This is a genomic window from Mycolicibacterium pulveris (assembly GCF_010725725.1).
GTDB lineage: Bacteria > Actinomycetota > Actinomycetes > Mycobacteriales > Mycobacteriaceae > Mycobacterium > Mycobacterium pulveris.
Map to the genome: position 1 here is coordinate 90295 of NZ_AP022599.1, position 25948 is coordinate 116242.

General features: G+C 68.5%; 26 protein-coding genes. 12 read left to right on the top strand and 14 right to left on the bottom strand.

Annotation, left to right across the window (positions count from 1 at the left end):
• Positions 1-39 precede the first annotated feature (39 nt).
• Positions 40-735, top strand: a complete 696-nt coding sequence (locus tag G6N28_RS00625) for an iron-dependent transcriptional repressor DtxR (protein ID WP_163896568.1) — start codon at positions 40-42, stop codon at positions 733-735.
• Here G6N28_RS00625 and G6N28_RS00630 read toward each other — a convergent pair.
• A complete protein-coding gene (locus tag G6N28_RS00630; protein WP_163896569.1) occupies positions 732-1763 on the bottom strand; it encodes a DUF4192 domain-containing protein in 1032 nt (343 codons plus the stop codon). The genes G6N28_RS00625 and G6N28_RS00630 overlap by 4 nt on opposite strands.
• Before the next feature lie 102 nt (positions 1764-1865).
• On the bottom strand, positions 1866-2540 hold the full coding sequence (locus G6N28_RS00635; RefSeq protein WP_235674429.1) for a hypothetical protein: 675 nt from the start codon (positions 2538-2540) through the stop codon (positions 1866-1868).
• Between the two features lie 161 nt (positions 2541-2701).
• Here G6N28_RS00635 and sthA point away from each other — a divergent pair, with 161 nt between their 5' ends.
• From sthA to G6N28_RS00655, 4 genes are all read left to right on the top strand, one after another.
• The gene (gene sthA, locus G6N28_RS00640; protein WP_163905668.1) at positions 2702-4108 is read left to right on the top strand and encodes a Si-specific NAD(P)(+) transhydrogenase; all 1407 of its coding nucleotides are present in this window, start codon (positions 2702-2704) and stop codon (positions 4106-4108) included.
• A 95-nt stretch (positions 4109-4203) separates the two neighbouring features.
• Positions 4204-5193, top strand: coding sequence for a proteasome assembly chaperone family protein (locus G6N28_RS00645; RefSeq protein WP_163896570.1), 990 nt, complete (start codon positions 4204-4206; stop codon positions 5191-5193).
• A gap of 32 nt (positions 5194-5225) precedes the next feature.
• Complete coding sequence (locus G6N28_RS00650; protein WP_163896571.1) at positions 5226-6248, top strand: alpha/beta fold hydrolase; 1023 nt, start codon at positions 5226-5228, stop codon at positions 6246-6248.
• Between the two features lie 46 nt (positions 6249-6294).
• Complete coding sequence (locus G6N28_RS00655) at positions 6295-6981, top strand: PhzF family protein (RefSeq protein ID WP_163896572.1); 687 nt, start codon at positions 6295-6297, stop codon at positions 6979-6981.
• Between the two features lie 5 nt (positions 6982-6986).
• Here G6N28_RS00655 and nrdR read toward each other — a convergent pair whose 3' ends face one another.
• Positions 6987-7457 carry a transcriptional regulator NrdR gene (nrdR, locus tag G6N28_RS00660; RefSeq protein WP_163896573.1) on the bottom strand — a complete coding sequence of 157 codons (471 nt, stop codon included), beginning with the start codon at positions 7455-7457 and terminating at the stop codon, positions 6987-6989.
• 160 nt (positions 7458-7617) lie between these two features.
• Entirely contained in the window at positions 7618-8067 is a 450-nt protein-coding gene (locus tag G6N28_RS00665; protein WP_163896574.1) for a LysM peptidoglycan-binding domain-containing protein, read from the bottom strand.
• Between the two features lie 207 nt (positions 8068-8274).
• On the opposite strand from G6N28_RS00665, the gene lexA reads away from it, so the two are divergent.
• Positions 8275-8976 carry a transcriptional repressor LexA gene (gene lexA / locus G6N28_RS00670; protein ID WP_163896575.1) on the top strand — a complete coding sequence of 234 codons (702 nt, stop codon included), beginning with the start codon at positions 8275-8277 and terminating at the stop codon, positions 8974-8976.
• Between the two features lie 20 nt (positions 8977-8996).
• Here the strand turns inward: lexA and G6N28_RS00675 are convergent, their stop codons facing one another.
• Complete coding sequence (locus G6N28_RS00675) at positions 8997-11024, bottom strand: LGFP repeat-containing protein (RefSeq protein ID WP_163896576.1); 2028 nt, start codon at positions 11022-11024, stop codon at positions 8997-8999.
• Between the two features lie 222 nt (positions 11025-11246).
• Positions 11247-12407 carry an acyl-CoA dehydrogenase family protein gene (locus G6N28_RS00680; protein ID WP_163896577.1) on the bottom strand — a complete coding sequence of 387 codons (1161 nt, stop codon included), beginning with the start codon at positions 12405-12407 and terminating at the stop codon, positions 11247-11249.
• Positions 12408-12662: 255 nt separating this feature from the next.
• Between G6N28_RS00680 and mbp1 the strand changes: the two genes are divergently transcribed.
• On the top strand, positions 12663-12905 hold the full coding sequence (gene mbp1, locus G6N28_RS00685; RefSeq protein WP_163896578.1) for a microaggregate-binding protein 1: 243 nt from the start codon (positions 12663-12665) through the stop codon (positions 12903-12905).
• A 78-nt stretch (positions 12906-12983) separates the two neighbouring features.
• On the opposite strand, the gene hflX is transcribed toward mbp1, so the two are convergent.
• The 5 genes from hflX to G6N28_RS00710 are packed head-to-tail and all read right to left on the bottom strand — an operon-like array spanning position 12984 to position 17822.
• Positions 12984-14399 carry a GTPase HflX gene (hflX, locus tag G6N28_RS00690; protein WP_197745772.1) on the bottom strand — a complete coding sequence of 472 codons (1416 nt, stop codon included), beginning with the start codon at positions 14397-14399 and terminating at the stop codon, positions 12984-12986.
• 45 nt (positions 14400-14444) lie between these two features.
• On the bottom strand, positions 14445-15317 hold the full coding sequence (gene dapF / locus G6N28_RS00695) for a diaminopimelate epimerase (RefSeq protein ID WP_163896580.1): 873 nt from the start codon (positions 15315-15317) through the stop codon (positions 14445-14447).
• A 4-nt stretch (positions 15318-15321) separates the two neighbouring features.
• Positions 15322-16230 carry a tRNA (adenosine(37)-N6)-dimethylallyltransferase MiaA gene (gene miaA, locus G6N28_RS00700; protein WP_163896581.1) on the bottom strand — a complete coding sequence of 303 codons (909 nt, stop codon included), beginning with the start codon at positions 16228-16230 and terminating at the stop codon, positions 15322-15324.
• The gene (locus G6N28_RS00705; RefSeq protein WP_163896582.1) at positions 16227-16913 is read right to left on the bottom strand and encodes a class III extradiol ring-cleavage dioxygenase family protein; all 687 of its coding nucleotides are present in this window, start codon (positions 16911-16913) and stop codon (positions 16227-16229) included. Before G6N28_RS00705 ends, miaA begins: the two co-directional genes overlap by 4 nt.
• A gap of 9 nt (positions 16914-16922) precedes the next feature.
• Positions 16923-17822 (bottom strand): DMT family transporter, encoded by a 900-nt coding sequence (locus G6N28_RS00710; protein WP_197745773.1) that lies wholly within the window; start codon positions 17820-17822, stop codon positions 16923-16925.
• Positions 17823-17979: 157 nt separating this feature from the next.
• Here G6N28_RS00710 and G6N28_RS00715 point away from each other — a divergent pair, with 157 nt between their 5' ends.
• Positions 17980-19416, top strand: a complete 1437-nt coding sequence (locus G6N28_RS00715) for a DUF349 domain-containing protein (RefSeq protein ID WP_163896583.1) — start codon at positions 17980-17982, stop codon at positions 19414-19416.
• Between the two features lie 22 nt (positions 19417-19438).
• Here the strand turns inward: G6N28_RS00715 and G6N28_RS00720 are convergent, their stop codons facing one another.
• Genes G6N28_RS00720 through miaB form a run of 3 tightly spaced genes read right to left on the bottom strand, consistent with a single transcriptional unit; the run spans position 19439 to position 22662 of the window.
• Complete coding sequence (locus tag G6N28_RS00720; RefSeq protein WP_163896584.1) at positions 19439-20506, bottom strand: S1C family serine protease; 1068 nt, start codon at positions 20504-20506, stop codon at positions 19439-19441.
• A 9-nt stretch (positions 20507-20515) separates the two neighbouring features.
• On the bottom strand, positions 20516-21112 hold the full coding sequence (locus G6N28_RS00725) for an Rv2732c family membrane protein (RefSeq protein WP_179961995.1): 597 nt from the start codon (positions 21110-21112) through the stop codon (positions 20516-20518).
• Positions 21109-22662 (bottom strand): tRNA (N6-isopentenyl adenosine(37)-C2)-methylthiotransferase MiaB, encoded by a 1554-nt coding sequence (gene miaB, locus G6N28_RS00730; protein WP_407664935.1) that lies wholly within the window; start codon positions 22660-22662, stop codon positions 21109-21111. Before miaB ends, G6N28_RS00725 begins: the two co-directional genes overlap by 4 nt.
• 148 nt (positions 22663-22810) lie before the next feature.
• Between miaB and G6N28_RS00735 the strand changes: the two genes are divergently transcribed.
• The 4 genes from G6N28_RS00735 to G6N28_RS00750 are packed head-to-tail and all read left to right on the top strand — an operon-like array spanning position 22811 to position 25933.
• Entirely contained in the window at positions 22811-23539 is a 729-nt protein-coding gene (locus tag G6N28_RS00735; RefSeq protein ID WP_163905672.1) for an amino acid ABC transporter ATP-binding protein, read from the top strand.
• A 16-nt stretch (positions 23540-23555) separates the two neighbouring features.
• The gene (locus tag G6N28_RS00740; RefSeq protein ID WP_163896587.1) at positions 23556-24362 is read left to right on the top strand and encodes a glutamate ABC transporter substrate-binding protein; all 807 of its coding nucleotides are present in this window, start codon (positions 23556-23558) and stop codon (positions 24360-24362) included.
• Positions 24363-24377: 15 nt separating this feature from the next.
• A complete protein-coding gene (locus G6N28_RS00745; RefSeq protein ID WP_163896588.1) occupies positions 24378-25058 on the top strand; it encodes an amino acid ABC transporter permease in 681 nt (226 codons plus the stop codon).
• The gene (locus tag G6N28_RS00750; protein ID WP_163896589.1) at positions 25055-25933 is read left to right on the top strand and encodes an amino acid ABC transporter permease; all 879 of its coding nucleotides are present in this window, start codon (positions 25055-25057) and stop codon (positions 25931-25933) included. Before G6N28_RS00745 ends, G6N28_RS00750 begins: the two co-directional genes overlap by 4 nt.
• Positions 25934-25948 lie beyond the last annotated feature (15 nt).

Genomic DNA, 25948 nt, shown 5'->3' on the forward strand with positions numbered 1-25948 from the left:
TCCAGCTAAGCCGGTAGACTCGCCGTGACGGAGGGTGCCATGAACGATCTTGTCGATACCACTGAGATGTACCTGCGGACGATCTACGACCTCGAGGAAGAGGGCGTCGTACCACTGCGCGCGCGCATCGCGGAGCGTCTTGAGCAAAGCGGCCCGACCGTGAGCCAGACGGTTTCGCGGATGGAACGCGACGGGTTGCTGCATGTCGCCGGTGATCGGCATCTGGAATTGACCGAAAAGGGCCGCCAGCTGGCCGTGGCCGTGATGCGCAAGCACCGGCTGGCCGAACGGCTGCTCGTCGACGTGATCGGCCTTCCGTGGGAAGAGGTGCACGCCGAGGCGTGTCGCTGGGAGCACGTGATGAGCGAGGACGTCGAGCGTCGCCTCGTGCAGGTTCTCAACAACCCGACCACCTCACCGTTCGGCAACCCCATTCCGGGTCTGTCCGAGCTCGGGGCCACCGGTTCGCGATTCGGTGCCGAGCAGGCCAACCTCGTCCGGCTCACCGAGCTTCCGGCCGGCATGCCCGTCGCCGTCGTCGTGCGGCAGCTGACCGAGCACGTCCAGGGCGACGCCGATCTGATCGGCCGGCTCAAAGACGCCGGCGTGGTGCCCAATGCCCGCGTCACCGTGCAGACCAGCGACAACGGTGGGGTCATGATCGTGATCCCGGGCCACGAACAGGTGGAGCTGCCCCATCAGATGGCGCACGCCGTGAAGGTCGAAAAGGTCTAGCCGGCACGCTGCCCGAACACACGCCTGGGCGGTAACCGCACACCCAGGCGGTCGGCCAGCCGAAACCCGGTTGCGGCCAGCTCGCGGATCTGCTCGGGGTGCAGACCCGACTGCAGCGCCGTGTCCAGCATCGCCGCCATCCGGTGGGTGCCGTCGCAGCGCAGCGCCGCCTCCAACGACACTCCCGCCAACGGCCCGTCGCCACGCACGTAGGCCGAGTAGGCCAACAGCACCAGCGCCTCGACCCGCCACGGCTCGGGAAGCCGTCGAGACAACTCGGCCCACAGCGACTCGGCCTGCCCGGCGTTCTCCCCCACCGCCAACGCGTACAGCGTGTCGCGCACGGTGTAATCGGTCAGCGCCCCGGCGAGCCGGGCCACGGTCGCATCAGACAGTTCATCCCCGCCTGCGACCTGCGCGGCGGCTTCGATCGCGGCCTCGACGTCACTTCGGGCTTCGGCGTCGGTACGGCCGCCGTCGTTGCAGATGGTCGCGGCCAGCGCCGCGGCGCGGGCGGGATCGCCCACCGCGATGACGTTCTGCAGTTCCGCCCGGCGCGCGTAGAGCCTGCGCCCGTCCAGCACGGCCGCGGCGGCCAGCGGCGAGGCCGACGGGTCCTCGATGACGCCCGCGCTGCCGCAACCGTCGACGCAGTGCCAGCGGCCACCGGCAGCGACCCGGTCGACCACGTGCGCGGCCAGCAGTTCGATGCCATGCCCGGCGAGCGCGCCGGCCAGCGTTTCGGTCAGCTCGCGGTACTCGTCGTTGCACAGGCGGCAGTTCGCCCCGGCCTCGTCGACCACCACCGCGATCGCCGAATCCGGCCGCGCCGTGGCGGCCACCTCGGCGACGTGTCCGACGGGCAGGTCATCTGCAAGATCGACGCGCATGACGCATCCCATCGTGCCGCGGTCCACGGTCACCAGGACGAGGGATTTCTCCGGCACGAAGCCGAGCACGGCGGGTAAGGCGGCGATCAGGACGCCGGGGCGGTTCAGGTGGAAATCGGGTGATTGCGATGTGGTCATATGTCCACCGTCGCCAGAAAACCGACGGGTTCCGCCGGTTCGGGGCGCGGCGGCGGTCCGGTTGGGGATGAATTCGCGGTTGGGGATGAACCAGCGACGGAACTACGCGCTGCGCCGCACCTTCAACACCGCGTCGTTGAACAACGTATGCAGCGACGCGGTGTCGGGATCCTCGGGGTCGCCCTGGTGCAGCCAGGTGGCGCTGACCCGGGTGTCGCCGATCTGGGCGGCGAAGGTCAGCGTCCGGCGCACCGGACCGGCCGACTGCGGCGTGACCGTCTGGTCGACGGCGAAGCTGTCGTCGGCGTCGACCGGCGGTTCGGGCAGCATCGTCACGGTCACCTCTGAGGTGACGCCGTGCTGCACGGTGGTGAACGACGCGCACCTGCGCAGCTGCTCGGCTCGTTCCCGCAGATCCGGCGCGGGCCGGGTGACCGCGACGATCAGGCTGCTGGCCGTCGCGCTGTCGATGCCCTCGGCGGCCACGCTTCGGTGCGACGCGGTCGGCGGGGGCGCGCAGTCGGACGGCGTGACCACCGATCCGGGCGCCACGCCGTCGATGTCGTTCAGCGCCCGATACACCGCGGTGCCCTCGAGCACCGCGGCCGGATACTGCGCGGGGAACCGTGCCGGTTCGATCAGCAGCGCGTCGATCGGAACCGCCGCGGAATCCGCGAGGCGCGCGGATCCGACGACCATCCGACTGCACCCCGTGAGCACCGTCGACGCCATGACCAGCGCACATCCGTACACCCACCACGTCCGCGTGTTGATCATCGCGGTCATCGTCTCATCGCCACGCTCGGGTGGCGGTCAGGCGCGCGCCGACGTGCGGCATCGAGGCCTGACGAGCCTGAAGAGATGGTGAATTCGCGCGAGTCACCGTGCAAGATCCGCGCGACCCGCGTACACCTTTTGCTATGAGTGCGCTGGGTTCAATGCTGGAGTACGACCTCGTCGTCATCGGTTCCGGTCCCGGCGGTCAAAAAGCCGCCATCGCCGCGGCAAAGCTGGGCAAGTCGGTCGCCGTCGTCGAACGCGGCCGGATGCTGGGCGGGGTTTGCGTCAACACCGGCACGATTCCGTCCAAGACCCTGCGCGAGGCCGTCATCTACCTCACCGGGTTGAGCCAGCGCGAGCTGTACGGAAGCAGCTACCGCGTCAAGGAGAAGATCACCCCCGCCGACCTGCTGGCCCGCACCACCCACGTGATCGGCAAGGAACAAGACGTCGTGCGTTCGCAGCTGATGCGCAACCGCATCGACCTGATCCAGGGCCACGGCCGCTTCCTCGACGCGCACACCGTGCTGGTCGAGGAGCCGACCCGCGGTGAACGCACCACGGTCAGCGGCGACTACATCGTCATCGCAACGGGCACCAAGCCCGCCCGCCCGACCGGCGTGGAGTTCGACGAGGAGCGGGTGCTGGACTCCGACGGCATCCTGGACCTGAAGTCGCTGCCGTCGACGATGGTGGTGGTCGGCGCCGGGGTGATCGGGCTGGAGTACGCGTCGATGTTCGCCGCGCTGGGCACCAAGGTCACCGTCGTCGAGAAGCGCGACAGCATGCTGGATTTCTGCGACCCCGAGATCGTCGAGGCGCTGAAGTTTCACCTGCGCGATCTCGCGGTGACGTTCCGGTTCGGCGAGGAGGTGACCGCGGTCGACGTCGGCTCCGCGGGCACGGTCACCACCTTGGCCAGCGGCAAGCAGATCCCGGCGGAGACGGTGATGTACTCCGCGGGCAGGCAGGGCCAGACCGATCACCTCGATTTGGGCAACGCCGGGCTGGAGACCGACGAGCGCGGCCGTATTCACGTCGACAGCAACTACCAGACCAAAGTGGACCACATCTACGCCGTCGGCGACGTGATCGGCTTCCCGGCGCTGGCCGCCACCTCGATGGACCAGGGCAGGCTGGCCGCGTGTCACGCGTTCGGCGAGCCCGCGAAGGGCATGACCGACCTGCAGCCGATCGGCATCTACTGCATTCCCGAGGTGTCCTACGTCGGTGCCACCGAGGTGGAACTGACCAGAAACGCCGTCCCCTACGAGGTGGGGGTGGCGCGCTACCGCGAATTGGCGCGCGGGCAGATCGCGGGCGACTCCTACGGCATGCTCAAACTGCTGGTCTCCACCGACGACCTCAAGCTGCTGGGAGTGCACATCTTCGGCACCAGCGCCACCGAGATGGTGCACATCGGCCAGGCGGTGATGGGCTGCGGCGGCACGGTGGAATACCTCGTGGACGCGGTGTTCAACTATCCGACGTTTTCGGAGGCCTACAAGGTCGCCGCGCTGGACGTGATGAACAAGTTGTGGGCGTTGAACCACTTCCGCGCCTGAATGGAAGGGCGCGCAACGGGAACGCAACGTGGCAGAAGTTAGTTGTCACGATAGGAAGCGTTAATGTCTTGGCACCGCGGTGAGGAGACGAGAGCATGACAGAGAGTCCAGGAAGTCCCGAACAGCAGTACCAGCCGGAGCCGACCGGCATGTACGAGCTGGAGTTCCCGGCGCCCAAGCTGTCCGCTGCGGACGGCCGTGGTCCGGTGATGATTCACGCCCTCGAGGGCTTTTCCGACGCCGGACACGCGATCCGGCTGGCCGCGCAGCACCTCAAGAACACCCTCGACACCGAGTTGGTGGCGTCGTTCGCGATCGACGAGCTGCTGGACTACCGCTCCCGCCGTCCGCTGATGACCTTCAAGACCGACCACTTCACCAGCTACGAGGACCCCGAGCTCAACCTCTACGCGCTGCACGACAGCGTCGGCACCCCGTTTCTGCTGCTCGCCGGGCTGGAGCCGGACCTGCGCTGGGAGCGGTTCGTCACCGCGGTGCGGCTGCTGGCCGAGCGGCTCGGGGTGCGCCGGGTGATCGGGCTGGGCACCATCCCGATGGCCGTCCCCCACACGCGGCCGATCACGCTCACCGCGCATTCCAGCGACAAGGAGCTGATCGCCGACCACCAGCCGTGGGTGGGCGAGGTGCACGTGCCCGCCAGCGTGTCGAACCTCCTGGAGTTCCGGATGGCCCAGCACGGTCACGAGGCGGTCGGGTTCACCGTGCACGTCCCGCACTACCTGGCGCAGACGGCCTATCCCCCGGCCGCCGAAGCGCTGCTGGCCGAGGTCGCACGGAGCGGCTCGCTGGAGATCCCGCTGGACGAGCTCGCCAAGGCGGGCGCCGAGGTGCTGACCAAGATCAACGAGCAAGTCGAGGGCAGCGCCGAGGTCGCGCAGGTGGTGACCGCGTTGGAGCGTCAGTACGACGCGTTCGTCGCGGCCCAGGAGAACCGGTCGCTGCTGGCACACGACGAAGACCTGCCCAGCGGCGACGAGCTCGGCGCCGAGTTCGAACGGTTCCTCGCCCAGCAGGCCGGCGACAAATCCAAGGATCCGTTCCGCGACGGCGACGACTTCCGATAGCGCCGTCGGCGGCGGCCAGCTAAGTTGTCGCAATGGCCGCTCGAAAGCCCAACCTGCGCTCGGTGCGGGAGCTGACGCCATCGCTGAAATACCGCACCATTCACGGATATCGGCGGGCATTTCGCGTCGCCGGATCGGGACCGGCGGTTCTGCTGATCCACGGCATCGGCGACAACTCCACCACGTGGAGCGCGGTGCAGCCCAAGCTGGCCCAACGGTTCACCGTCGTCGCTCCTGACCTGCTCGGGCACGGCAAGTCCGACAAGCCGCGCGCGGACTATTCGGTGGCGGCCTACGCCAACGGCATGCGCGACCTGCTCAGCGTGCTCGACATCGAGCGCGTGACCGTCATCGGACACTCACTCGGCGGCGGGGTCGCGATGCAGTTCGCCTACCAGTACCCCCAGCTCGTCGAGAGGCTGATCCTCGTGGCCGCCGGCGGGGTCACCAAGGACGTCAACGTGGCGCTGCGGTTCGCCTCCCTGCCGATGGCGGGCGAAGCGCTGGGGTTGCTTCGCCTGCCCCTGGTGCTGCCCACGATCCAGGCGGTGGGCCGGGCGGCTGGAGCGCTGTTCGGCTCGACCGGCCTGGGCCGCGACATCCCCAACATGCTGCGCATCCTGGCGGATCTGCCCGAGCCGACGGCGTCGTCGGCGTTCACCCGCACGCTGCGCGCGGTGGTCGACTGGCGCGGTCAGGTCGTCACCATGCTCGATCGCTGCTATCTGACCCAATCGATGCCAGTGCAATTGATTTGGGGCACAGACGACTCGGTGATTCCGGTGAGCCACGCCCTGCTCGCCCACGCCGCGATGCCCGGTTCGGTGTTGGAGATCTTCGAAGGGTCCAGCCATTTCCCGTTCCACGATGACCCCGACAGGTTCGTCGAGGCCGTCGAGAAGTTCATCGATTCCACCGAACCGTCGGCCTACGACCCCGCGTTCCTGCGCGGTCTGTTGCGGGCCGGTACCAGCGAGGGCACCATCTCCGGCCCGGCCGACACCCGGGTCGCGGTGCTCGACGCGATGGGCACCGACGAGCGCAGCGCCACCTGAGTCGGCGCCGCGCCGGCCCCGGGCGCGCACAAAGTAGCATCGGCGCATGGCCATCGACGTGACAGTGTTGCGCGTTTTCACCGACCAGGACGGCAAGCACGGAAACCCGCTCGGTGTCGTCGACGCCAGCACTGTGGACCCGGGCGATCGGCAACGGATCGCGACCCAATTGGGTTACAGCGAAACGGTGTTCGTCGATCGCCCGCAGCCGGGAACCAACACCGCACACGCCCGGATCTACACCCCTGCCGTCGAGTTGTCCTTTGCGGGGCATCCGACCGTCGGCGCCGCGTGGTGGCTGCGGGAGCAGGGCACGCCGGTGCACACGCTGCAGGTGCCGGCCGGCATCGTCCAGGTGGCCGACGAGGACGGGCTGACCTGTGTCAGCGCACGGTCGGAGTGGGCTCCGGAGTTCGCCATTCACGACCTCACCTCCGCCGAGGAGGTGCTCGCCGCCGACCCCGCCGACTACCCCGACGACGTCAACCACTACCTGTGGGCATGGATCGACCGGGAGAAGGGGGTGGTGCGGTCGCGGATGTTCGCGACCGATCTAGGCGTGCCAGAGGACGAGGCCACCGGGTCCGCCGCGGTGCGCATGACCGACTACCTCAGCCGCGACCTGACCATCGTGCAGGGCAAGGGTTCGGAGATCTTCACCCGGTGGAGCGCTGAGGGCTGGGTGCGCATATCCGGGCGCGTCGTCGACGACGGCGTCCGCCAGATCGACTGAAACCGTCAGCCGGCGGAGGGCTGCGGAGCCTTGCGAAGCGCGCGCAGCGCCTCGATCTCCCGCTCGAAGTCCTCCGCTGAACTGAACCCCCGGTAGACGGAGGCGAACCGCAGATACGCCACCTCGTCGAGTTCTCGCAGCGGGCCCAGGATGGCCAACCCGACGTCGTGGCTGGGCACCTCCGGTGACCCGGCCGCCCGCACGGTGTCCTCGACCTGCTGCGCGAGCAGGTTCAGCGCGTCATCGTCGACCTGTCGGCCCTGGCAGGCGCGCCGGACCCCGCTGATGACCTTTTCGCGGCTGAACGGCTCGGTGACGCCGCTGCGCTTGACCACCGCGAGCACGGCGGTCTCCACCGTGGTGAAGCGCCTGCCGCACTCCGGGCACGATCGGCGGCGCCGAATGGCCTGGCCTTCGTCGGTCTCGCGGGAATCGACCACACGCGAATCGGGATGACGACAGAACGGACAGTGCATCACCGCTCCTTCGCCACGCCAATACACGACTACCTGGGACGACTTTGAGGGTACCTGCGTCGTGCCCCGACAGCCCAGCATCGGGGTGATCTGGGCGTACCGCGTCGCGATATCGATGAACATCGGTGTGCTGCACGGCTTTTCCCCGGCCACGATGCCGTCAGCCGACCGGGGCGATGAGCGTCTGCCCGGCGTGCAGCGCGGCGGAGTCCAATTCGTTGAGTTCGCGGATCCGCTCCGCCACCGCCCCGACGGGCGCGTCGGGGGCGACCCGCTGGGCCACCTGGGTCAGCGTCTCCCCCGTGTGCACCTGGACCACGGCGAGCCGTTCCGGCACCGCGGCGGTGTTTCCGACCACGCCGCCGAACTGGGCGACCAGGCCCAGCCATACCGTGATGGCCGCCGCCACCAGGGAAAGAAGGACCGTGGTGGCCGGGGTGATCGGACGCCGCCGGTGCGGTGCCCGCGACATCACGACACCGGTGCCGCGGTATCTGATCCGCGCGCCGCCCGGACGTCGGGTCGCCGGCCCGCGCCGCGCACCGGACGGCCGGATCCCCGGCCTGACCACGGGTGACGCCTGAATCTTCGGGGTCTCGATGATCGTCATCTTCCTGCCTTCCGGTCCGCTTTTTCGCTCCTGTGTTCGAAGATAGTCGATCACATGTTCGATGAATAGAACGTGTGATCGAACTGTTGCAAAACACTATCGGGGCCCACCGACATCTCCCGGCGCCGGAACCGCCGCCGAGCCGAGCCGCGACACGCGTCGAACACATGTTTGATTAATCCCTGTCAGCGCGTTACATTCGGCGCCATGGATTCCAGCAGCGATTCCCCGGGCGGGACGGCAAGTACCGGCGGGCGCCGACACCCTGATACGGGTTTGACCGAGCGTCAGCGCACCATCCTCGAGGTCATCCGCGCATCGGTCACCAGCCGCGGGTACCCCCCGAGCATCCGGGAGATCGGTGATGCGGTCGGCTTGACGTCGACGTCCTCGGTGGCCCACCAGCTGCGCACGCTGGAGCGCAAGGGCTACCTGCGCCGCGACCCCAACCGGCCCAGGGCGGTCGACGTACGCGGAGTCGACGACAACGTGACGTCCCCGGTCACCGATGTGGCAGGGTCCGACGCGCTACCGGAGCCGACGTTCGTTCCGGTGCTGGGCCGGATCGCGGCGGGCGGACCCATTTTGGCCGAGGAGGCCGTCGAGGATGTGTTCCCGCTGCCGCGCGAGCTCGTCGGCGAGGGATCGCTGTTCCTGCTCAAGGTCGTCGGTGAGTCGATGGTGGACGCGGCGATCTGCGACGGGGACTGGGTGGTGGTTCGTCAGCAGAACGTCGCCGAAAACGGGGATATCGTCGCGGCGATGATCGACGGCGAAGCGACGGTCAAGACGTTCAAGCGGACCGGCGGTCAGGTGTGGTTGATGCCGCACAATCCGGCGTTCGATCCGATTCCCGGCAACGAGGCGGCCGTGCTCGGCAAGGTCGTCACCGTGATTCGCAAGGTTTGACCGGAACGCTGCGCTCGACCCTAGTCGGCGCGCACGAATCCGTTCGCGCGGGCGAATTCCTCGGTGGTGAACCAGATTTCGGCCTGCGCCTCCTCGTAGTGTGTGCTGCCGGGCACCCAGTACCGGCCGGACTTGGTGTCTGCCTTGATCGGATAGCCCTCCGGGGCCTCACCGGAGCTGTCGAGCGATAGCCGAAACGCCGGCTGCGCAGGCTCGGGTTCGTCGGGCTCGATGCGCGCGTGCCTGCCGGTGTCGGTCAACGCGCTGCGTTCGACCTCGGTGGCGGTGGGCACCCGGGTCGGCGCGGTGTCAACATCGTCGGGGTCTTCCTCGTCCAGCTCTGCCACCGGCTGTTCGTCCTGTTCGATGTCGGCCTCGCCCTCGGCTGCGGCGTCGATGTCATCGGCCGGCGGCGCTTCCCACGGGCTCGATACCGGCTCGGGACTGGTCGCTTGCTCGGTTGTCGAGGACAGCGGGCCGATTCCCTCACGCGCGTAACGGTCCCCGAACAGGGCCGCGTCGTAGTCGTCGCCGAACACCCCGGGCTCCGGGGCGCCCGGGCCGGCGCCGAACGCGGGCGCCGCGTTCTCCTCGGCGCCGATCCGGTCCTCGTCGTCGTAGCGGCCGTCCTCGTAGCGGCCATCCTCGTACCGGCCGTCGTCGTGAACGCCGCCGTCCTCGAACCCGTCATGGCCCGGTGCGCGGCCGCGGCGAGTGCGCATCGCCGCGAAGGCCACCAAGCCGATCAGGATCAGTGCGGGCACGATGGCGAGCAGCCACCACCAGCTCCACTGAAGACCCTTGCCGTCGTCACCGTCGGCGCCCTGCGCTCCAGGCGAGGCGGGCGCGTCCTGACCCGGCACCTCCAGGCCGGCCAGCTCCGAGGCCAGGTTGGCCGGGTCGGTCTTGAAGGTGTTCGCCGACCGGTCCCAGGAGATGACGCCGCCGCTGAACCGCTGGGTGACGACGTCGCCCTTCTCGGTCTGATCGGTCATGGGCGCCCCGAGCGGTCCCTCCGCGGCGTCGAGTTTGTCCCACGCCGCGTTCATCGCGCCGCGCACGATCACCGCGCCGTAGTCCGGCGTCCAGAAGATGACCGGCTTGTCCTCGGCGGCGAACGTGCTCATCCGGCTGTTGGTGATGCCGCCGTCCACCTCACCGGTGACCGGGAAGCCGAGATCGCCCTCGGGTCCCCCGACGCTCTCGTATTTGTCGAGCACCTGACCGGTGAGCACGTTGGCGCCGGTGTCCGGGGAGTAGAAGATCTTTCCGCCGGCGAAGTTCTGGCCGAGCCCGTCGGCCCCGATCGAGTACGGAGGGCCTTCCGCGGCGCCGAGCGGTCCCATCGTTCCGCCCGCCGCGCGCCTCGCCGCGTTGATGGCCGCGACCGGGTCATCGGGGACCTCCAGGCCCTGCAATTGGCCGGCCAGTTCCGGAGGCACGGTGGTGAACGTCTTGGTCTTCGTGTCGTAGGACAGCTCTCCGCCGGTGAAGCGCTGGCTGACGACGCTGCCCTGATACCGCTCGTCCTCGGCAGGCACCCCGAGCGCCCCCGACGATCCACCGAGCTGGTCCCACGCCGCGTTGATCGGCCCACGGACGACTCGGGCGCCGGTGTCGGGGGTCCAGAAGATCACCGGGTTGTCGCTGGCGCTGAACGTGGAGTTGCGGCTGCCGGGTGCGCGCCCCGGACCTTCGTCGATGGTGGGGAACCCCAGGTCGCTGTCGGCCGGCCCGCCCAGCGACTCGTACTTCTCCAGAATCGCGCCCTGCATGAAATGCGCCCCGGTATCCGGGGTGAAGAACATCTTGCCGCCGGCGAAGTCCTGGGCGAAGCCGTCGCCGACGGCGTATACCTCACCTTGCCTCGGCCCGAGCGCACCGCCGTCGCCGCCGGTGGCCTCCCATGCCGCGGTGATCGCGTTGTTGGCTTCCACCTCTGGCTGGGCCACCGCGACCGGGGCCGTCAGCACCATCGCCGTCATCGACAACAGCCCGACGATCAAGGAGCCGATCCGTCTCTTACCCCGGGTCCCGTGCCCGCTCATCCGATCCTCCCGCGGTCGGCGCGTAATTCTTGATTCGGACCGCGCCGTCAATTGGCGTCAACAACCAAGAAACAAGCTGACCTTCGAGAGAAAATACCTGCCGACACGCGAAAGTTCCGAACACCCCGCCCGCCGTGTCCGATTGGAGATCATCGAAAAATCACCCGCACAGAGCGATAAGCACAGCTATCCACCGAGGCCACAGCCCCGATTCGGCGTCAATTACACGCCAAGGCTGCGACCGATGATTTCCTTCATGATCTCGGTCGTGCCGCCGTAAATGGTCTGCACCCGAGAGTCCAGATACGCGCGAGCAACCGGGTATTCCCGCATATAACCGTAACCGCCGTGCAATTGCAGACACCGGTCGACCAAATACACCTGCTTCTCAGTCGAATACCATTTCGCCATTGCGGCCTGCTCGGCAGTGAGCTTGCCGGACAAGTGAAGTCGGACGAACTCGTCGACCATGATCCGCACCGCCGTGGCTTCGGTCGCAAGCTCCGCGAGAAGGAACCTGCTGTTTTGGTGGCTGCCGATCGGGCGGCCGAATGCCTTGCGCTCCTTGGCATATTGCAGGGTGAGCTCCAGCGTCGACTCCATTGCCGTAGCGGCCATCACCGCGATGCCGATGCGCTCCTGCGGCAGGTTCTGCATCAGGTAGATGAAGCCTTGGCCCTCCTCACCGAGCAGGTTTTCCACCGGCACCCTGACGTCGGTGAACGACAATTCCGCGGTGTCCTGAGCGTCCAGCCCGATTTTGTCGAGTTTGCGGCCGCGCTCGAATCCCGCCATGCCGCGTTCAACGACCAGCAACGAGAATCCCTGGGCGCCCTTTTCCGGATCGGTGCACGCGGCCACGATCACCATGTCGGCGTTGATGCCGTTGGTGATGAACGTCTTGGCGCCGTTGAGGACGTAGTGGTCACCGTCTCTGACGGCGCGGGTCTTGATGCCCTGCAGGTCACTGCCGGTGCCCGGCTCGGTCATCGCGATCGCTGTGATGATCTCGCCGGTGCAGAACTGCGGTAGCCATCGCCGCTTCTGCTCCTCGTTGGCCAGGTTGATCAGGTACGGGGCCACCACGTCGTTGTGCAGGCCGAAACCCAGACCGCTGTAGCCGCCGGCGGTGGTCTCCTCGACGACCACCATGTTGTAGCGGTAGTCGGGGTTGCCGCCGCCCCCGTACTCCTCGGGCACCGCCATGCCGAGGAAGCCCTGTTTGCCGGCCTCCAACCAGACGTCGCGGTCGACGATCTTGTCCTTCTCCCACTGCTCGTGATGCGGTGCGACGTGGCGCTCCAGAAACGCTCGGTACGACTCGCGGAACAGTTCGTGTTCGGCATCGAAGAGGGTTCGTTCGTATTGGACGACGCCGGCCATGGGACACCTCCGAACGGCAATTTCTACGACGTCAATCTACCCCGCCCAACCGGATGGTTGGGCGTAAACGAGGCGGCCGCGCGTCTCCGAGCCGCCGAAATCTGCACCAGGGCTGTGCGTCGCGACGGTCCGCGACCCTGTCGCAGAAATCGGCGAGCGCACCCCGGGCGACGTGACCTCGCACACTCCGGGTTTAGCAAACCCCCCGAAACGGGAAACAAGGCGTCACACCGAAGCCCACCGGGAGGAAACAGAATGTCGGAGAAGAACAACAGCGGACCCGAGGAAGCCATCAAAGGCGTCGTGGAAGGCGTCAAGGGCAAGGCCAAAGAGGTCGCGGGGGCCGTCGCCGGCCGCGACGATCTGTACCGCGAAGGCCAGGCACAGCAGGACAAGGCCGACGCTCAGCGCAACGCCGCGCAGAAGGAAGCCGAAGCCGAAAGTGCGCGCGCCGCAGCCAAGACCGCTGAGAAGCGCCAAGAGGCCGAGCAGCGGTAGCGACCAAACCCGAAAACAAGAGAAGGGACGCGCGGGGCCGTCAGCCCCTCGCGTCCCTTTCTTGTGCGTATGCCGTCGTCAGACGGTGGCGTACTCGCGCAGGCTCGCCGCCAACGAGATCGGCACGCGTGCCTTGATTCTCGTGCCGACCGCGGTGTGCTCGGTGGTGTCGATCCGACCGTCGGCGTGCACCTTGTTCACGAGATCGCCTCGGTCATAAGGAATTGTCACGTCCACCGCGGTGTCGGTCGGAACGATGAGCTCGGCCATCCGCTGCTGCAGCCGGTCCAGCCCGTCACCGGTGTGCGCGGAGACGAACACCGCATCCGGAAGCGCGCGCCGCAGCTGGGCGAGCGCCAGATCGCTGGCGATGTCAATCTTGTTGACCACCAACAGCTCCGGTGCCGACTTTCCGTTGCGCTCGGCGATCACCTCGTTGACCACCTCGCGCACGGCGTTGATCTGGGCCAACGGGTTGACATCGGAGCCGTCGACGACGTGCACCAGCAGGTCGGCGTCCACCACCTCCTCGAGCGTGGAGCGGAAGGCCTCCACCAACTGGGTCGGCAGATGCCGCACGAACCCCACGGTGTCGGTCAGCACGAACGGGCGACCGTCGGCGAATTCGCCACGGCGCGTTGTCGGTTCGAGTGTGGCGAACAACGCGTCCTCGACCAGCACACCCGCGCCGGTCAGCGCGTTGAGCAGGCTGGACTTACCCGCGTTCGTGTAGCCGACGATCGCGATCGAGGGAACCTCGCTGCGTAGGCGACCGCTGCGCTGGGTGTCTCGGACCTTCTTCATGTCCTTGATGTCGCGTCGCAGCTTGGCCATCCGCTCCCGGATGCGGCGGCGGTCGGTTTCGATCTTCGTCTCACCGGGACCACGCAGACCCACGCCGCCACCGGCACCGCCCGCGCGACCGCCGGCCTGTCGTGACATCGACTCACCCCAGCCACGCAGCCGCGGCAGCATGTACTCCATCTGCGCGAGCGAGACCTGGGCCTTGCCCTCGCGGCTGGTGGCGTGCTGGGCGAAGATGTCCAAGATCAGCGCGGTGCGGTCGATCACCTTGACCTTGACCGCCTTCTCCAGCGCGGTGAGCTGCGCGGGACTGAGCTCACCGTCGCAGATGACGGTGTCGGCTCCGGTGGCCAGCACCACTTCGCGCAGCTCCTGCGCCTTGCCGGAGCCGATATAGGTCGCGGGGTCGGGCTTGTCGCGGCGCTGAATCAGCCCCTCGAGCACCTCGGAGCCGGCGGTCTCGGCGAGCGCCGCCAGTTCGGCGAGGCTGGCTTCGGCATCGGCCGCGCTGCCTTCGGTCCACACGCCGACCAGCACGACGCGTTCCAGCCGCAGCTGCCGGTACTCGACCTCGGAGACGTCGGCCAGTTCGGTCGACAGACCGGCCACGCGGCGCAACGCCGAGCGGTCTTCGAGCGCCAGCTCACCCGTGCTGGGGGTGTCGTTGGTGGGAAATTCGGGATACGTCATAGGCGAATCAAGGTTCGCACGGAGATCACTTTTCATGCACCTCAATTAACGTTGCGACGCGCGCCACCATTCCCCCGATATCTCGCCGTGGGCCACCAGAACCGACGGCCCGCGCAGGTAGCTGCTGGTGTCGGTGACGGTGACGGTCACCTCGCCGCCCGGAATGCGCACACGCAGCGTCCCGGTGGTGGCGCCGGCGGACGCCAGCGCGGCGACGGCCGCCGCGACGGTGCCGGTGCCGCAGGACCGGGTTTCGCCGACGCCGCGTTCATGCACGCGCATCGCGACCACCCCGTCGACCGGTGCGGTCAACACCTCGACGTTCACCCCTTCGGGAAACTGCGCGCGGTCGAAGGACACCGGCGCGGCGACGTCGAGCGCCTCCAACTCGTCGAGGGTCAGGTCGGGATCCACGCATGCCAGGTGGGGGTTGCCCACGTCGATCGCCAGGCCCGCGAAAGGACGGCCGCCGACGATCGCCTCCCCGGTGCCGAAGTGGTTGGCCTTGCCCATTTCCACGGTGACGTCCGCGGTGGTGCGGTTCCACTCGTGTAACACCACGGGACGGGGCCCGGCCAGCGAGCCGACGGTGAATTCGTCGTGGGTCTCCAGCCCGCTGGCGCGCAGGAAGTGGGCGAACACCCGTACCCCGTTGCCGCACATCTGCGCGATCGAGCCGTCGGCGTTGCGGTAGTCCATGTACCAGTCGCCGGCGTCGACGCCCTCGGGCAACCGGTCGAGCACGCCCGCGCGCTCGGCGGCGCCCGCCCTGGTGATTCGCAGCACGCCGTCGGCTCCGAGGCCTCGGCGGCGGTCGCACAGCGCCGTCACCCCAGCCGGTGTCAGCACCAGCTCGGCGTCGGGGTCTTCCAGCAGCACGAAGTCGTTTTGTGTGCCGTGCCCCTTGGCGAACCTCACCAGCTCAGGATACGTGCCGCCACACCCGCAGAGCCGTGTCGACGTTGTCCGACGCGGCGCCGTCGAGCCAGGTGATGCGGTGATCGCGGCGGAACCACGACCGTTGCCGACGCACGTAGCGGCGGGTGCCGACGAATGTCGGCTCGCGGGCCCCGGTGCCGTCGCCGCCGCTGTCGAGGTCGGCGATCACCTGGGCGTAGCCCAACGCGCGGGACGCGGTGACGCCCTCGCGCAGGCCGCGGCCCAGCAGCGTCAGCACCTCGTCGACCAGCCCTTCGGCGAACATCCTGTCGGTGCGTTGCTCCAAGCGTGCATCGAGAACCATTGTGTCCCAGTCTAATCCGATGATCACAGTGTCCCAGCGCGGTGCACCGATCTCGGGGAACGACGCCGCGAACGGCTGCCCGGTCAGCTCGACGACCTCCAACGCCCGCACGATGCGGCGGCCGTCGCTCGGCAGGATCGACGCCGCGGCGGCGGGGTCCACCCGTGCGAGCTCGGCGTGCAACGCGCGCACCCCGACCTCGGTGAGCCGCTGCTCCCACTTGGCCCGCACCGCCGGGTCGGTGGCCGGGAACGTCCATTCGTCGAGCAGGGCCTGGACGTACATCATCGACCCGCCGACCACGATCGGCACCGCCCCGCGGGCCGCGATGGCCTCCACGTCGGCGGCTGCGGCCTGCTGGTAGCGCGCCACGCTCGCCGTCTCGGTCACCTCGAGCACATCGAGCTGATGGTGTGGGATGCCGCGACGCTGGGTCACCGGCAACTTGGCGGTGCCGATGTCCATCCCGCGGTACAGCTGCATGGCGTCGGCGTTCACGATCTCCCCGCCGACCCGCTCAGCCAGCGCGAGCGCCAGCTCCGACTTTCCGGTGCCGGTCGGGCCGACGACCGCGATCGGTCGCGTCATGCCCGCCAGACGCCCGCGAAGTAGCCGACCCCGTAGGGCGCGCCCCGGTACAGCTCCGAGGCGGCAACGGCATTGGACTCGGTGAGCCCGGCGAGCACCTGGTAGCCGACCCGCCCGACGACGCCCTCGGCCAGCCGGGTCAGGGCTGCGGCGTCGCCGGCGGCCAGTGCGTCGTCGAGCGCGGCCTGGACGGGGATGGAGTCCGGATCGTATCCACCTGGCGCGCTGGGGGTCAGCGTGTGCGCGCCGTCGGCGACGACAAGCACGCCGACCGGTTCGGCGGCCCGGTCGATCTCGGCACGCAGCGCTCGGCCCCGGGCCAACGCGGTGTCGACGCCGTGATCTTCGGCGTACACCCGCACCTCGGCGCGCGCGTCGGGGTCGGCTCGGCCGCGCAGCCAGCCGGTGATCAACCCGCACAGCGGCAGCCGAGCGGGTTCCCCGTCCACGTCGGGAGCCAGGGTGACGCGGACGTCGACGCCGTAGCCGGCGAAGGTGCCGGGCCGGTGCGGCGCGACGACGGCGTCGGTGCGGTCCACCCCGACCGCGATCCAGCGGTGCGGCAGTGTGCCCGCCGCCGTGATCGCCGCGTGCCGCAGGTCGGCCAGCTCCTCGGCGGCACCGGCGGCGAGCTCGGGAACCATGACCGGTGCCGACGGAACGATCGCGATGGCGCTCAACACGCCCCCACGCTAATGCGGGACAGCGGGGTGCTCGGCGCTGGCCGCCTCACCGCGGGCCAACGCGGCCGTCGCGACCACCATGACGGCGACGGCGACGACCAGGGCCAACCAGCCGGCGTCGTCGGGACGCAACGACTCCCCGAGGACCACGACGCCGAGCACCGAGGCCACCACCGGCTCGGCCACCGTCATCGTCGGCAGCGACGCGGTCAGCGCGCCGGCCCGAAACGAGGCCTGCTGCAACACGGTGCCCGCGATCGCCACCGCCGCCCACGCATACAGCTCGGGGATGCGCATCAGCGCCAGGACGCCGACCCAGCTGCCGAAGTCGAGCTGGTGCACGACGCCCTTGGTCAGCACCGCGAACAGTCCCCACAGCGCGCCGGAGGCCAACGCCAACAACACCGCGCCGGCGGGTCCCCTCAGGATCCGCGCGCCGAGCACACACAGCACCAATACCGGGCCGAGCACCGCCAGCACCACGGTCCATACCTCGACCGATCCGCGGGCATGCCCTGCGGTCGGGTTTCCGACGGTGACGATGACCACCACCGACACCGCGAGAAGCGCCGCCCACGTCCACTCCCAGCGGGTCACCCGTCGATGCGCCTGCCGCGCGGACATCGGCAGCGCGAACAGCAGCGAGGTCACCAACAGCGCCTGCACCAGAAGCACCGAGCCCAGGCCGAGCGCGGCGGCCTGCAAGCCGAACCCGGCGGCGGCCACCAGGCTGCCCAGCCACCACCGGCGATCGCGGAGCAACCGCAGAAACAGTTCGGTGTGACCGACCGGTTCGTCGGTCACCTCCTGGGCTTGACGCTGGTGGATGACGTCACCGATCGCGATGAATACCGCAGCACCGATGGCAAGCAGGGCGGCAACGTCGCTCGCCTCGTTGATGCCGGCCATCGGCCTCCTCGTCGTTGGCGTCCAGAAGAGGCTAAGCGTGCATCTCGCAAGCCGTGCGCACACGGCGACACAACCTGTTTGAATAGCGTCGAAGCGATCAGGCGCCGCGTTGCGCGGCAGGTGCGCGGCAACGCGCGGAGGGTACGAGGAAACCGACATGACGACGAGCCAGCCTGGGGGCCAGATCCCCTCGCCCAACACCGCCTCCGACAATTCCCCACCCGAGCCCACGCTGGGTGCTTTCCCACCCGAGCCCGCCCCGGGTGCTTTCCCACCCAAGCCCGCCCCGGGTGCTTCCCCACCCAAGCCCTCCCCCAGACCGGGTGCACCGCGGCCCGTTCCCCGTCCCACCGGCCGGCCGGCCCCGGCCGTGGTCGCGGCCCCCGCGAGCGACCCGCACCGGTTCGGCCGCGTCGACCCCGACGGCACGGTCTGGCTGATCACGGGGTCGGGTGAACGGATCATCGGGTCTTGGCAGGCGGGCGACCCCGAGGCGGCGTTCGCCCATTTCGGTCGGCGCTTCGATGACCTGCACACCGAGGTCGCGCTGATGGAGACCCGGCTGGAGTCGGGCAGCGGCGACGCCCGCAAGATCAAGGCGGCCGCAACCGCGCTCGCCGAGTCGCTGCCGACCGCCCATGTGCTCGGCGACGTCGACGCGCTGGCGGCCAGATTGACCGCGATCATCGACCACGCCGACGAAGCCGCCCAGGCCGAGAAGGCCAGGCGCGAGGAGTACCGCGCCGCCCAGACCGCACGTAAGGAAGCCCTCGCGGTCGAGGCCGAGGAACTGGCCGCCAACTCCACGCAGTGGAAGGCCGCCGGCGACCGACTGCGCGAAATCCTCGAGGAATGGCGCACGATCACCGGGCTGGACCGCAAGACCGACGACGCGCTGTGGAAGCGCTACTCGACGGCCCGCGACACGTTCAACCGCAGGCGCGGATCGCACTTCGCCGAACTCGACCGGGAACGGGCGGGCGCACGCCAGGCCAAGGAGGCGCTGTGCCTGCGCGCCGAGGAACTGTCCAGCTCCACCGACTGGGGCCCGACGAGCGCCGCGTTCCGCGAGTTGCTCACCGAGTGGAAGGCCGCCGGGCGCGCGGCCAAAGATGTCGACGACGCGTTGTGGCAGCGGTTCAAGGCGGCCCAGGACGTCTTCTTCGCCGCACGCAACGCCGCGACGGCCGAGCGCGACGCGGAATACCGCGCCAACGCCGAGGCCAAGGAGAAGTTGCTCGCCGAGGCGGAAAAGCTCGACACCTCCGACCTCGACGCGGCCAGGGCCGCGCTGCGCACGATCGGCGAGAAGTGGGAAGCGATCGGCAGGGTGCCCCGTGAACGTGCGGCCGAACTGGAGCGGCGTCTACGCGCGGTGGAAAAGAAGATCCGTGATGCGCCGACCCGCGGCGTGGATCCCGAGGCTCAGGCGCGTGCCGACCAATTCCGTGCTCGCGCAGAGCAATTCGAGCGTCAAGCCGAGAAGGCCGCGGCGGCCGGGCGGGAAAAGGACGCCGCGGAGGCGCGCGCGAACGCCGAGCAGTGGCGCCAGTGGGCCGAGGCGGCCGCCGAAGCACTGGGCAAGGGACGCTAGGGCGTTTCGACGCCGTCGCCGATCAGCCGGTGCGGGCGCCGATGGTCACCGTCGTCTGCCTGCGGTCACCGCCGCGCACATACCCCACTTGTTCCTCGGCGCCCGGTTGGGTCTGGCGCAGCACGCTGAGCAGGTCCTCGACGGTTTCGACGGGCTTGCCGGCGAGTTCGACGATCACATCGCCGGGCCGTAACCCGGCGGCTGCGGCCGGCGCTCCGGGATCGACGCCGACGACGAGCGCGCCCTGCTCGGTGCTTACGCCGAACCTGCGCTGAATCGCGGGGGTGACCTGGCTGGTGGAGATGCCCAGATAGGGGTGGGTGGCCTGACCGTCGGCGAGCAGTTGGTCGGCGACGTCCAGCACGGTGGCCGCGGGGATCGCGAAGCCCAGCGACACCGCCCCGACCTCAGGCGGGATGTAGGCCTCGTTGATCCCGACCACCCGGCCACCGGCGTCGAGCAGCGCGCCGCCGGAGTTCCCCGGCGAGATCGGCGCGTCGGTCTGGATCAGATCGACCAACGACTGGCTCTGCGCCGCCGAACCGGGAATGTCACGGTGCAGGCCGGAGATGATGCCGGCGGTGACGGAGTTCTGGAACCCCAGCGGGCTGCCGATGGCCACCGCGATCTCGCCCGGGCGCGGCAGATCGGTGCGGAACTCGGGCACCGGCAGTTCCTTTCGGTCGGTGCGCACCAGCGCGAGGTCGGTCACCCTGTCGGTGCCGATGACCTGCCCGGCCGAGCTTTCCCCGTCGGCCAACAGAATCGTCACTGTGCGTGCTCGGCCGACCACGTGCGCGTTCGTCACCACCACGTCCGGACGCAGCACCACACCGCTGCCCGCGCCGCCGTCGCGCTGCACGGTCACCACGCTCGGGCTGAGACGCTCGACCACATCGGCGAAGCCGACACTGGCGTCGAATGTCACGTTCGGCGGGTTGGCGGGTGCCGTCGTGGGGGGACTCGCAGGCGGCGGCGGTGCCGGCGCGGCCTGCGGTTGCTCGTTTCGGCCGGCGCACCCGGATGCGGCGACGAGCAGAGCCGCGACGGTCACGGCGGTGCCAAAGCGTTTACCAATGCGTTTCAACATCCACCCCCGCTAGCTGCCCGGCGTGTCAGGACCTTCCGCGTCGTCGTCGAACCGCTCCAACAGGCCTTTCTGTTGCCGCCTGGCGGCCTCCTGACGGCGCGCCGCCTCGGCGGCGAGTTGCACAGCGGTGCGGGCCCACACGGCACGCGCCCAGTGATAGGTCAACACGATCACCGCCAGCCACGCGATGATGAGCCCGATACCGGGCCCCGGGTACGCCTCGGCGGCAGTCTGCCGCGACCACACCGCGAGCATGCCCAGCACGCACCCCACCGACGAACCCGCCAGCGCGACCCACGCCAGCGCCCAGCGCCGGGTCAGCAGCGCCAGCATCGAAAAGCCCACGCTGAGCACCAGCGTCACCCACACGAACGCCCGCGACGGCAGCGACACGGCCGCCTCGGTCGCGGCCTCGCTGCTGGCCAGCACGTCCCAGCCCTTCGCACCCCCGGTGTGCGGCAACACAAAGGTCAGCAACACGACGAAGACGGCGATGGCGATCACCAACGCCCGCGGCCCGGGATCGATTTCGCCGGCGATGCGGCGTTCGGCGGCTTCGATGTCCTCCTTGAACTGCTCGAAGTTGCCGTCGTCGGGGGTGTTCATCGGCCACACCCACTCGACGCCGTCACGGTCTGTGTCGGCGCGCCGATGCCCGGCATCCCCAGGCCGACGCCGGTGCGGGGCCGTTGCCCCGCGGCGTGGGCGTCCCCGGCGCGGGTGCGCCGATGGGCGCTGATCGGCGCGTCGGCGATCAGGTGATGCGGCGCGGCATCGGTGACCGTGGTGGTGACCACGTCGCCGGGGCGGATGTCATAGCCGCACGGATCGAAATGCACGAGGCGGCCGTCGCGGGCGCGCCCCGACATCCGCGCGGTGCTGGCGTCCTTGCGTCCCTCCCCCGTGGCGACCAGCACTTCGACGTTGCCGCCCACCTGTGCCTGGTTCTCCTCCAACGAGATCTTCTCCTGAAGCTCGATCAGGCGCTGATAGCGTTCGCTGACAACGGATTTGGGGACCTGGTCGGCGAACTGTGCCGCCGGCGTGCCCGGCCGTTTGGAGTACTGAAACGTGAACGCGCTGGCGAACCGCGCCTGGGCCACCACGTCGAGGGTGGCTTGGAAATCCTCCTCGGTCTCACCGGGGAAGCCCACGATGAGGTCGGTGGTGATCGCCGCGTGCGGGATCGCGGCGCGAACCCGGTCGATGATGCCGAGGAAACGCTCGGCGCGATAAGAGCGCCGCATCGCCCGCAGCACGCGGTCCGAGCCGGACTGCAGCGGCATGTGCAGCGTGGGACACACATTCGCGGTCTCGGCCATGGCCTCGATCACGTCGTCGGTGAACTCCGCGGGATGAGGCGAGGTGAACCGCACCCGCTCCAGACCATCGATGCGGCCGCACGCGCGCAGCAACTTGGCGAAAGCCCCACGGTCACGCGGTTGTTGAGGATCGGCGAACGACACGCCGTAGGCGTTGACGTTCTGGCCGAGCAGCGTCACCTCCAGCACGCCCTGGTCCACCAACGACTGCACCTCGGCGAGCACGTCGCCGGGGCTACGGTCGACTTCTTTGCCCCGCAGCGCGGGCACGATGCAGAACGTACAGGTGTTGTTGCATCCCACGCTCACCGATACCCATGCGGCGTAAGCAGATTCGCGTGCGGCGGGCAGCGCGGAGGGGAACTCCTCCAACGCCTCGACGATCTCGACCTGGGCGGCCTTGTTGTGACGGGCACGCTCGAGCAGCACAGGCAGCGACCCGATGTTGTGCGTGCCGAACACCACGTCGACCCACGGTGCCCGCTGAAGCACCGTGTCGCGGTCCTTCTGCGCCAAACAGCCGCCGACGGCGATCTGCATGTCGGGGTTGGCCTGCTTGCGCGGCACCAGATGGCTGAGGTTTCCGTACAGCTTGTTGTCGGCGTTCTCCCGCACCGCACAGGTGTTGAACACCACCACGTCGGCGTCCTCACCGGCGACGGCCTTGCGATATCCGGCGGCCTCCAGCAAGCCCGCCAACCGCTCGGAGTCGTGCACGTTCATCTGACAGCCGTAGGTGCGGACCTGGTAGGTACGCACGCCGGACCCAGACGCCGACGTGTGCGTGCGCGTCGACGTGGCCGCCGTCGCGTGTTGGGTAACCACCGAAGTCACGGCCCCATCGTACGGACCGGCCTGCGCGGTGACGTGGGCGGATTGACGACTTCCGGGCACGCTGGGCCTTCCCTCGGTAAGGTCTGCACCCATGGAATCCACGGGGTCGGACGTGAAAGAGGCCGATCCGATCCGATCCGACGTGCCGATGATCTCGATGCGGGCCGTCAACAAGTACTTCGGCGACCTGCACGTGCTCAGGGACATCGATCTGGAGGTCGCGCGCGGTCAGGTGATCGTGATACTCGGACCGTCCGGCTCGGGCAAGTCGACGTTGTGCCGCACGATCAACCGGCTGGAGTCCATCGATTCGGGCACCATCGCCATCGACGGCGAAGTGCTTCCGGAGGAGGGCCGCAAGCTGGCCCAGCTGCGCTCCGACGTGGGCATGGTCTTCCAGTCGTTCAACCTGTTCGCGCACAAGACAATCCTGGAGAACGTCACGCTCGCGCCGCGGAAGGTGCGTAAGGCATCCAAGGAGCAGGCACGCGAGAAGGCGATGGAACTGTTGGAGCGCGTCGGCGTGGCGAACCAGGCCGACAAGTATCCCGCGCAGCTGTCCGGCGGCCAGCAACAGCGCGTGGCCATTGCGCGGTCGCTGGCGATGAACCCGAAGGTGATGCTCTTCGACGAGCCGACCAGCGCGCTGGACCCCGAGATGATCAACGAGGTGCTCAACGTGATGACCTCGCTGGCGGCCGAGGGCATGACGATGCTGGTGGTCACGCACGAGATGGGGTTCGCCCGGGGCGCGGCCGACCGGGTGGTGTTCATGTGCGACGGGGCCATCGTCGAGTCCGCCCCGCCATCGGAGTTCTTCACCAATCCCAAGAGCGACCGGGCCAAAGACTTCCTCGGCAAGATCCTGCACCACTAGTCGAAAGGATTCACCCATGCCATCCATTCCGAGGCGCGTAGTCGCGGCCCTCGTGCTCGCCGTGGCGCTGCCGCTGGCGGCCTGCGGCGGTGGCGGCGGCGGCGACAAGATCGTCATCGGGACCAAGTTCGATCAGCCGGGCCTGGGCCTGAAGAACCCGGACGGCACGATGACCGGGTTCGACGTCGACGTCGCCAGGTATGTCGCCGAGCAGCTCGGTTACAGCGAGGATCAGATCCAATGGAAGGAAGCACCGTCGGCGCAACGCGAGACGCTGATCGCCAACGGTCAGGTCGACTTCATCGCGGCGACATACTCGATCACCGACTCCCGTAAGGAGCGGGTGTCATTCGCGGGACCGTATCTGATCACGGGCCAGAACCTGCTGGTGCGCAGTGACAACACCGACATCGTCGGCGCGGAGTCGCTGGAGAACAACAAGAAGCTGTGCTCGGTGACGGGTTCGACTCCGGCGCAGAACATCAAGGACAAGTACCCCGGTGTGCAGCTGCAGCAGTACGACACCTATTCGGCGTGCATCGAGGCACTGAAGAACGGCGCGGTCGACGCGGTGACCACCGACGAAGTGATCCTGGCGGGCTATGCCGCCCAGAGCCCGGGCACCTTCAAGCTCGTGGGCGGCACGTTCACCGAGGAGCGTTACGGCATCGGGTTGAAGAAGGACGACACCGAGCTGCAGACGAAGATCAACGACGCGCTGGTGAAGATGGAGCAAGACGGCGCGTGGAAGGCGGCCTGGGACAACAACCTTGGCGCGTCGGGGCTGCCAGCTCCCCAACCGCCGGCGATCGACCAGACCTAGCGCACGTCACCGCACGTGGAGATCTTCACCAGGTATCAGGCCCAGATCTTCGAGGCGTTCTGGACCACGATCCAGCTGACGGTCTATTCCGCCGTCGGGGCGCTGCTGCTCGGCACGGTGCTGGCCGCGATGCGGCTGGCCCCGGTCCCGGTGCTCAACTGGCTTGGTGCGGCCTATGTCAACGTGGTGCGCAACACCCCGCTGACGCTGATCATCCTGTTCTGTTCGTTCGGGATATCGCAGACGCTGGGTATCACACTGGTGGATCCCAATTCACTGACGTCGATCGAGGACAGTAACTTTCGGCTCGCGGTGCTCGGATTAACGGTCTACACCGCGTCTTTCGTCTGCGAGACGCTGCGCTCCGGCGTGAACACCGTGCCGCTGGGCCAGGCCGAGGCGGCCCGGTCGCTGGGGTTGTCGTTCGGGCAGAATCTGCGGATCATCCTGTTACCGCAGGCGTTTCGAGCGGTGATCATCCCGCTGGGTTCGGTGCTGATCGCGTTGACCAAGAACACCACCATCGCGTCGGCGATCGGCGTCGCGGAAGCGGCGCTGTTGATGAAGGAGATGATCGAGAACGAGGCGGCCCTGCTGGTGATCGGCACCATCTTCGCCGCTGGATTCGTCATCTTGACGCTGCCGCTGGGGTTGGTGTTCGGGTGGCTCGGTAAGCGGATGGCGGTGGTGAGGTGAGTGGTTCGGTGCTGTTCGACGCCCCGGGCCCGCGGGGGCGGGTTCGCAACCACGTCGTCACCGGGATCACGGTGGTGCTCACCCTGCTGGCGCTGTGGGTGGTGTACACGCGGCTGGAGGCCAAGGGCCAGCTCAGCGCCGAGAAGTGGGAGCCGTTCCTGACGGCGAACCTGTGGACGACCTACATCATGCCCGGCGTCGAAGGCACGCTGACGGCCGCCGGCGTTTCGATCGTGCTCGCGCTGGTGCTGGGATTGGTGCTCGGGGTGGGCCGGATGTCGCACGCCCTTCCGGTGCGGTGGGTGTGCTCGGTGATCGTGGAGTTCTTCCGCGCGGTGCCCGTGCTGATCATGATGATCTTCGCGTACTTCCTGTACGCGTTGTACGGCGTCTTCCCGGGTGAGCATCTGGCGCTGGCGGGTGTGATCACCGGCCTCACCCTGTACAACGGCGCGGTGATCGCCGAGATCGTGCGGGCCGGTGTCGCGGCGCTGCCGCGCGGCCAGACCGAGGCCGCGTGGGCGGTGGGCCTCACCTGGGGGCAGACCATGCGCTCGGTGCTGCTGCCGCAGGCGATCACGTCGATGCTGCCGGTGCTGATCTCGCAGCTGGTGGTGGTGCTCAAGGACTCCTCGATCGGCTTCGTCATCACTTTCGTCGAGTTGGTGCGCCAGGGCACCCAGGTCGGCGCGGCGTACGGCAACTACATCCCCGCTTTGATGGTCGTCGCGGTGCTGATGATCAGCGTGAACTTCACGCTGTCGTGGTTGGCGACATGGGTTGAGGGCCGGATGCGGCGCTCGCGTCGCGGTACGGCGCCACTGGACGCCGAGGCCGTCGAGCAAGAGGGCGCCCCGGGCGCGACGGTTGTCTGACTTCGGACGGAGCCA

Excerpts from the sequence above, each read along its gene's own strand:
- G6N28_RS00645 (WP_163896570.1), top strand. The coding sequence starts at position 4,204 with ATGACAGAGAGTCCAGGAAGTCCCGAACAGCAGTACCAGCCGGAGCCG.
- G6N28_RS00630 (WP_163896569.1), bottom strand. The coding sequence starts at position 1,763 with ATGACCACATCGCAATCACCCGATTTCCACCTGAACCGCCCCGGCGTC.
- G6N28_RS00740 (WP_163896587.1), top strand. The coding sequence starts at position 23,556 with ATGCCATCCATTCCGAGGCGCGTAGTCGCGGCCCTCGTGCTCGCCGTG.
- G6N28_RS00720 (WP_163896584.1), bottom strand. The coding sequence starts at position 20,506 with ATGTTGAAACGCATTGGTAAACGCTTTGGCACCGCCGTGACCGTCGCG.
- G6N28_RS00635 (WP_235674429.1), bottom strand. The coding sequence starts at position 2,540 with ATGATCAACACGCGGACGTGGTGGGTGTACGGATGTGCGCTGGTCATG.
- sthA (WP_163905668.1), top strand. The coding sequence starts at position 2,702 with ATGCTGGAGTACGACCTCGTCGTCATCGGTTCCGGTCCCGGCGGTCAA.
- G6N28_RS00625 (WP_163896568.1), top strand. The coding sequence starts at position 40 with ATGAACGATCTTGTCGATACCACTGAGATGTACCTGCGGACGATCTAC.
- lexA (WP_163896575.1), top strand. The coding sequence starts at position 8,275 with ATGGATTCCAGCAGCGATTCCCCGGGCGGGACGGCAAGTACCGGCGGG.
- G6N28_RS00655 (WP_163896572.1), top strand. The coding sequence starts at position 6,295 with ATGGCCATCGACGTGACAGTGTTGCGCGTTTTCACCGACCAGGACGGC.
- G6N28_RS00710 (WP_197745773.1), bottom strand. The coding sequence starts at position 17,822 with ATGGCCGGCATCAACGAGGCGAGCGACGTTGCCGCCCTGCTTGCCATC.
- G6N28_RS00675 (WP_163896576.1), bottom strand. The coding sequence starts at position 11,024 with ATGAGCGGGCACGGGACCCGGGGTAAGAGACGGATCGGCTCCTTGATC.
- G6N28_RS00725 (WP_179961995.1), bottom strand. The coding sequence starts at position 21,112 with ATGAACACCCCCGACGACGGCAACTTCGAGCAGTTCAAGGAGGACATC.
- G6N28_RS00650 (WP_163896571.1), top strand. The coding sequence starts at position 5,226 with ATGGCCGCTCGAAAGCCCAACCTGCGCTCGGTGCGGGAGCTGACGCCA.
- G6N28_RS00715 (WP_163896583.1), top strand. The coding sequence starts at position 17,980 with ATGACGACGAGCCAGCCTGGGGGCCAGATCCCCTCGCCCAACACCGCC.
- miaA (WP_163896581.1), bottom strand. The coding sequence starts at position 16,230 with ATGACGCGACCGATCGCGGTCGTCGGCCCGACCGGCACCGGAAAGTCG.
- mbp1 (WP_163896578.1), top strand. The coding sequence starts at position 12,663 with ATGTCGGAGAAGAACAACAGCGGACCCGAGGAAGCCATCAAAGGCGTC.
- hflX (WP_197745772.1), bottom strand. The coding sequence starts at position 14,399 with ATGACGTATCCCGAATTTCCCACCAACGACACCCCCAGCACGGGTGAG.
- nrdR (WP_163896573.1), bottom strand. The coding sequence starts at position 7,457 with ATGCACTGTCCGTTCTGTCGTCATCCCGATTCGCGTGTGGTCGATTCC.
- G6N28_RS00665 (WP_163896574.1), bottom strand. The coding sequence starts at position 8,067 with ATGACGATCATCGAGACCCCGAAGATTCAGGCGTCACCCGTGGTCAGG.
- G6N28_RS00735 (WP_163905672.1), top strand. The coding sequence starts at position 22,811 with ATGATCTCGATGCGGGCCGTCAACAAGTACTTCGGCGACCTGCACGTG.
- G6N28_RS00680 (WP_163896577.1), bottom strand. The coding sequence starts at position 12,407 with ATGGCCGGCGTCGTCCAATACGAACGAACCCTCTTCGATGCCGAACAC.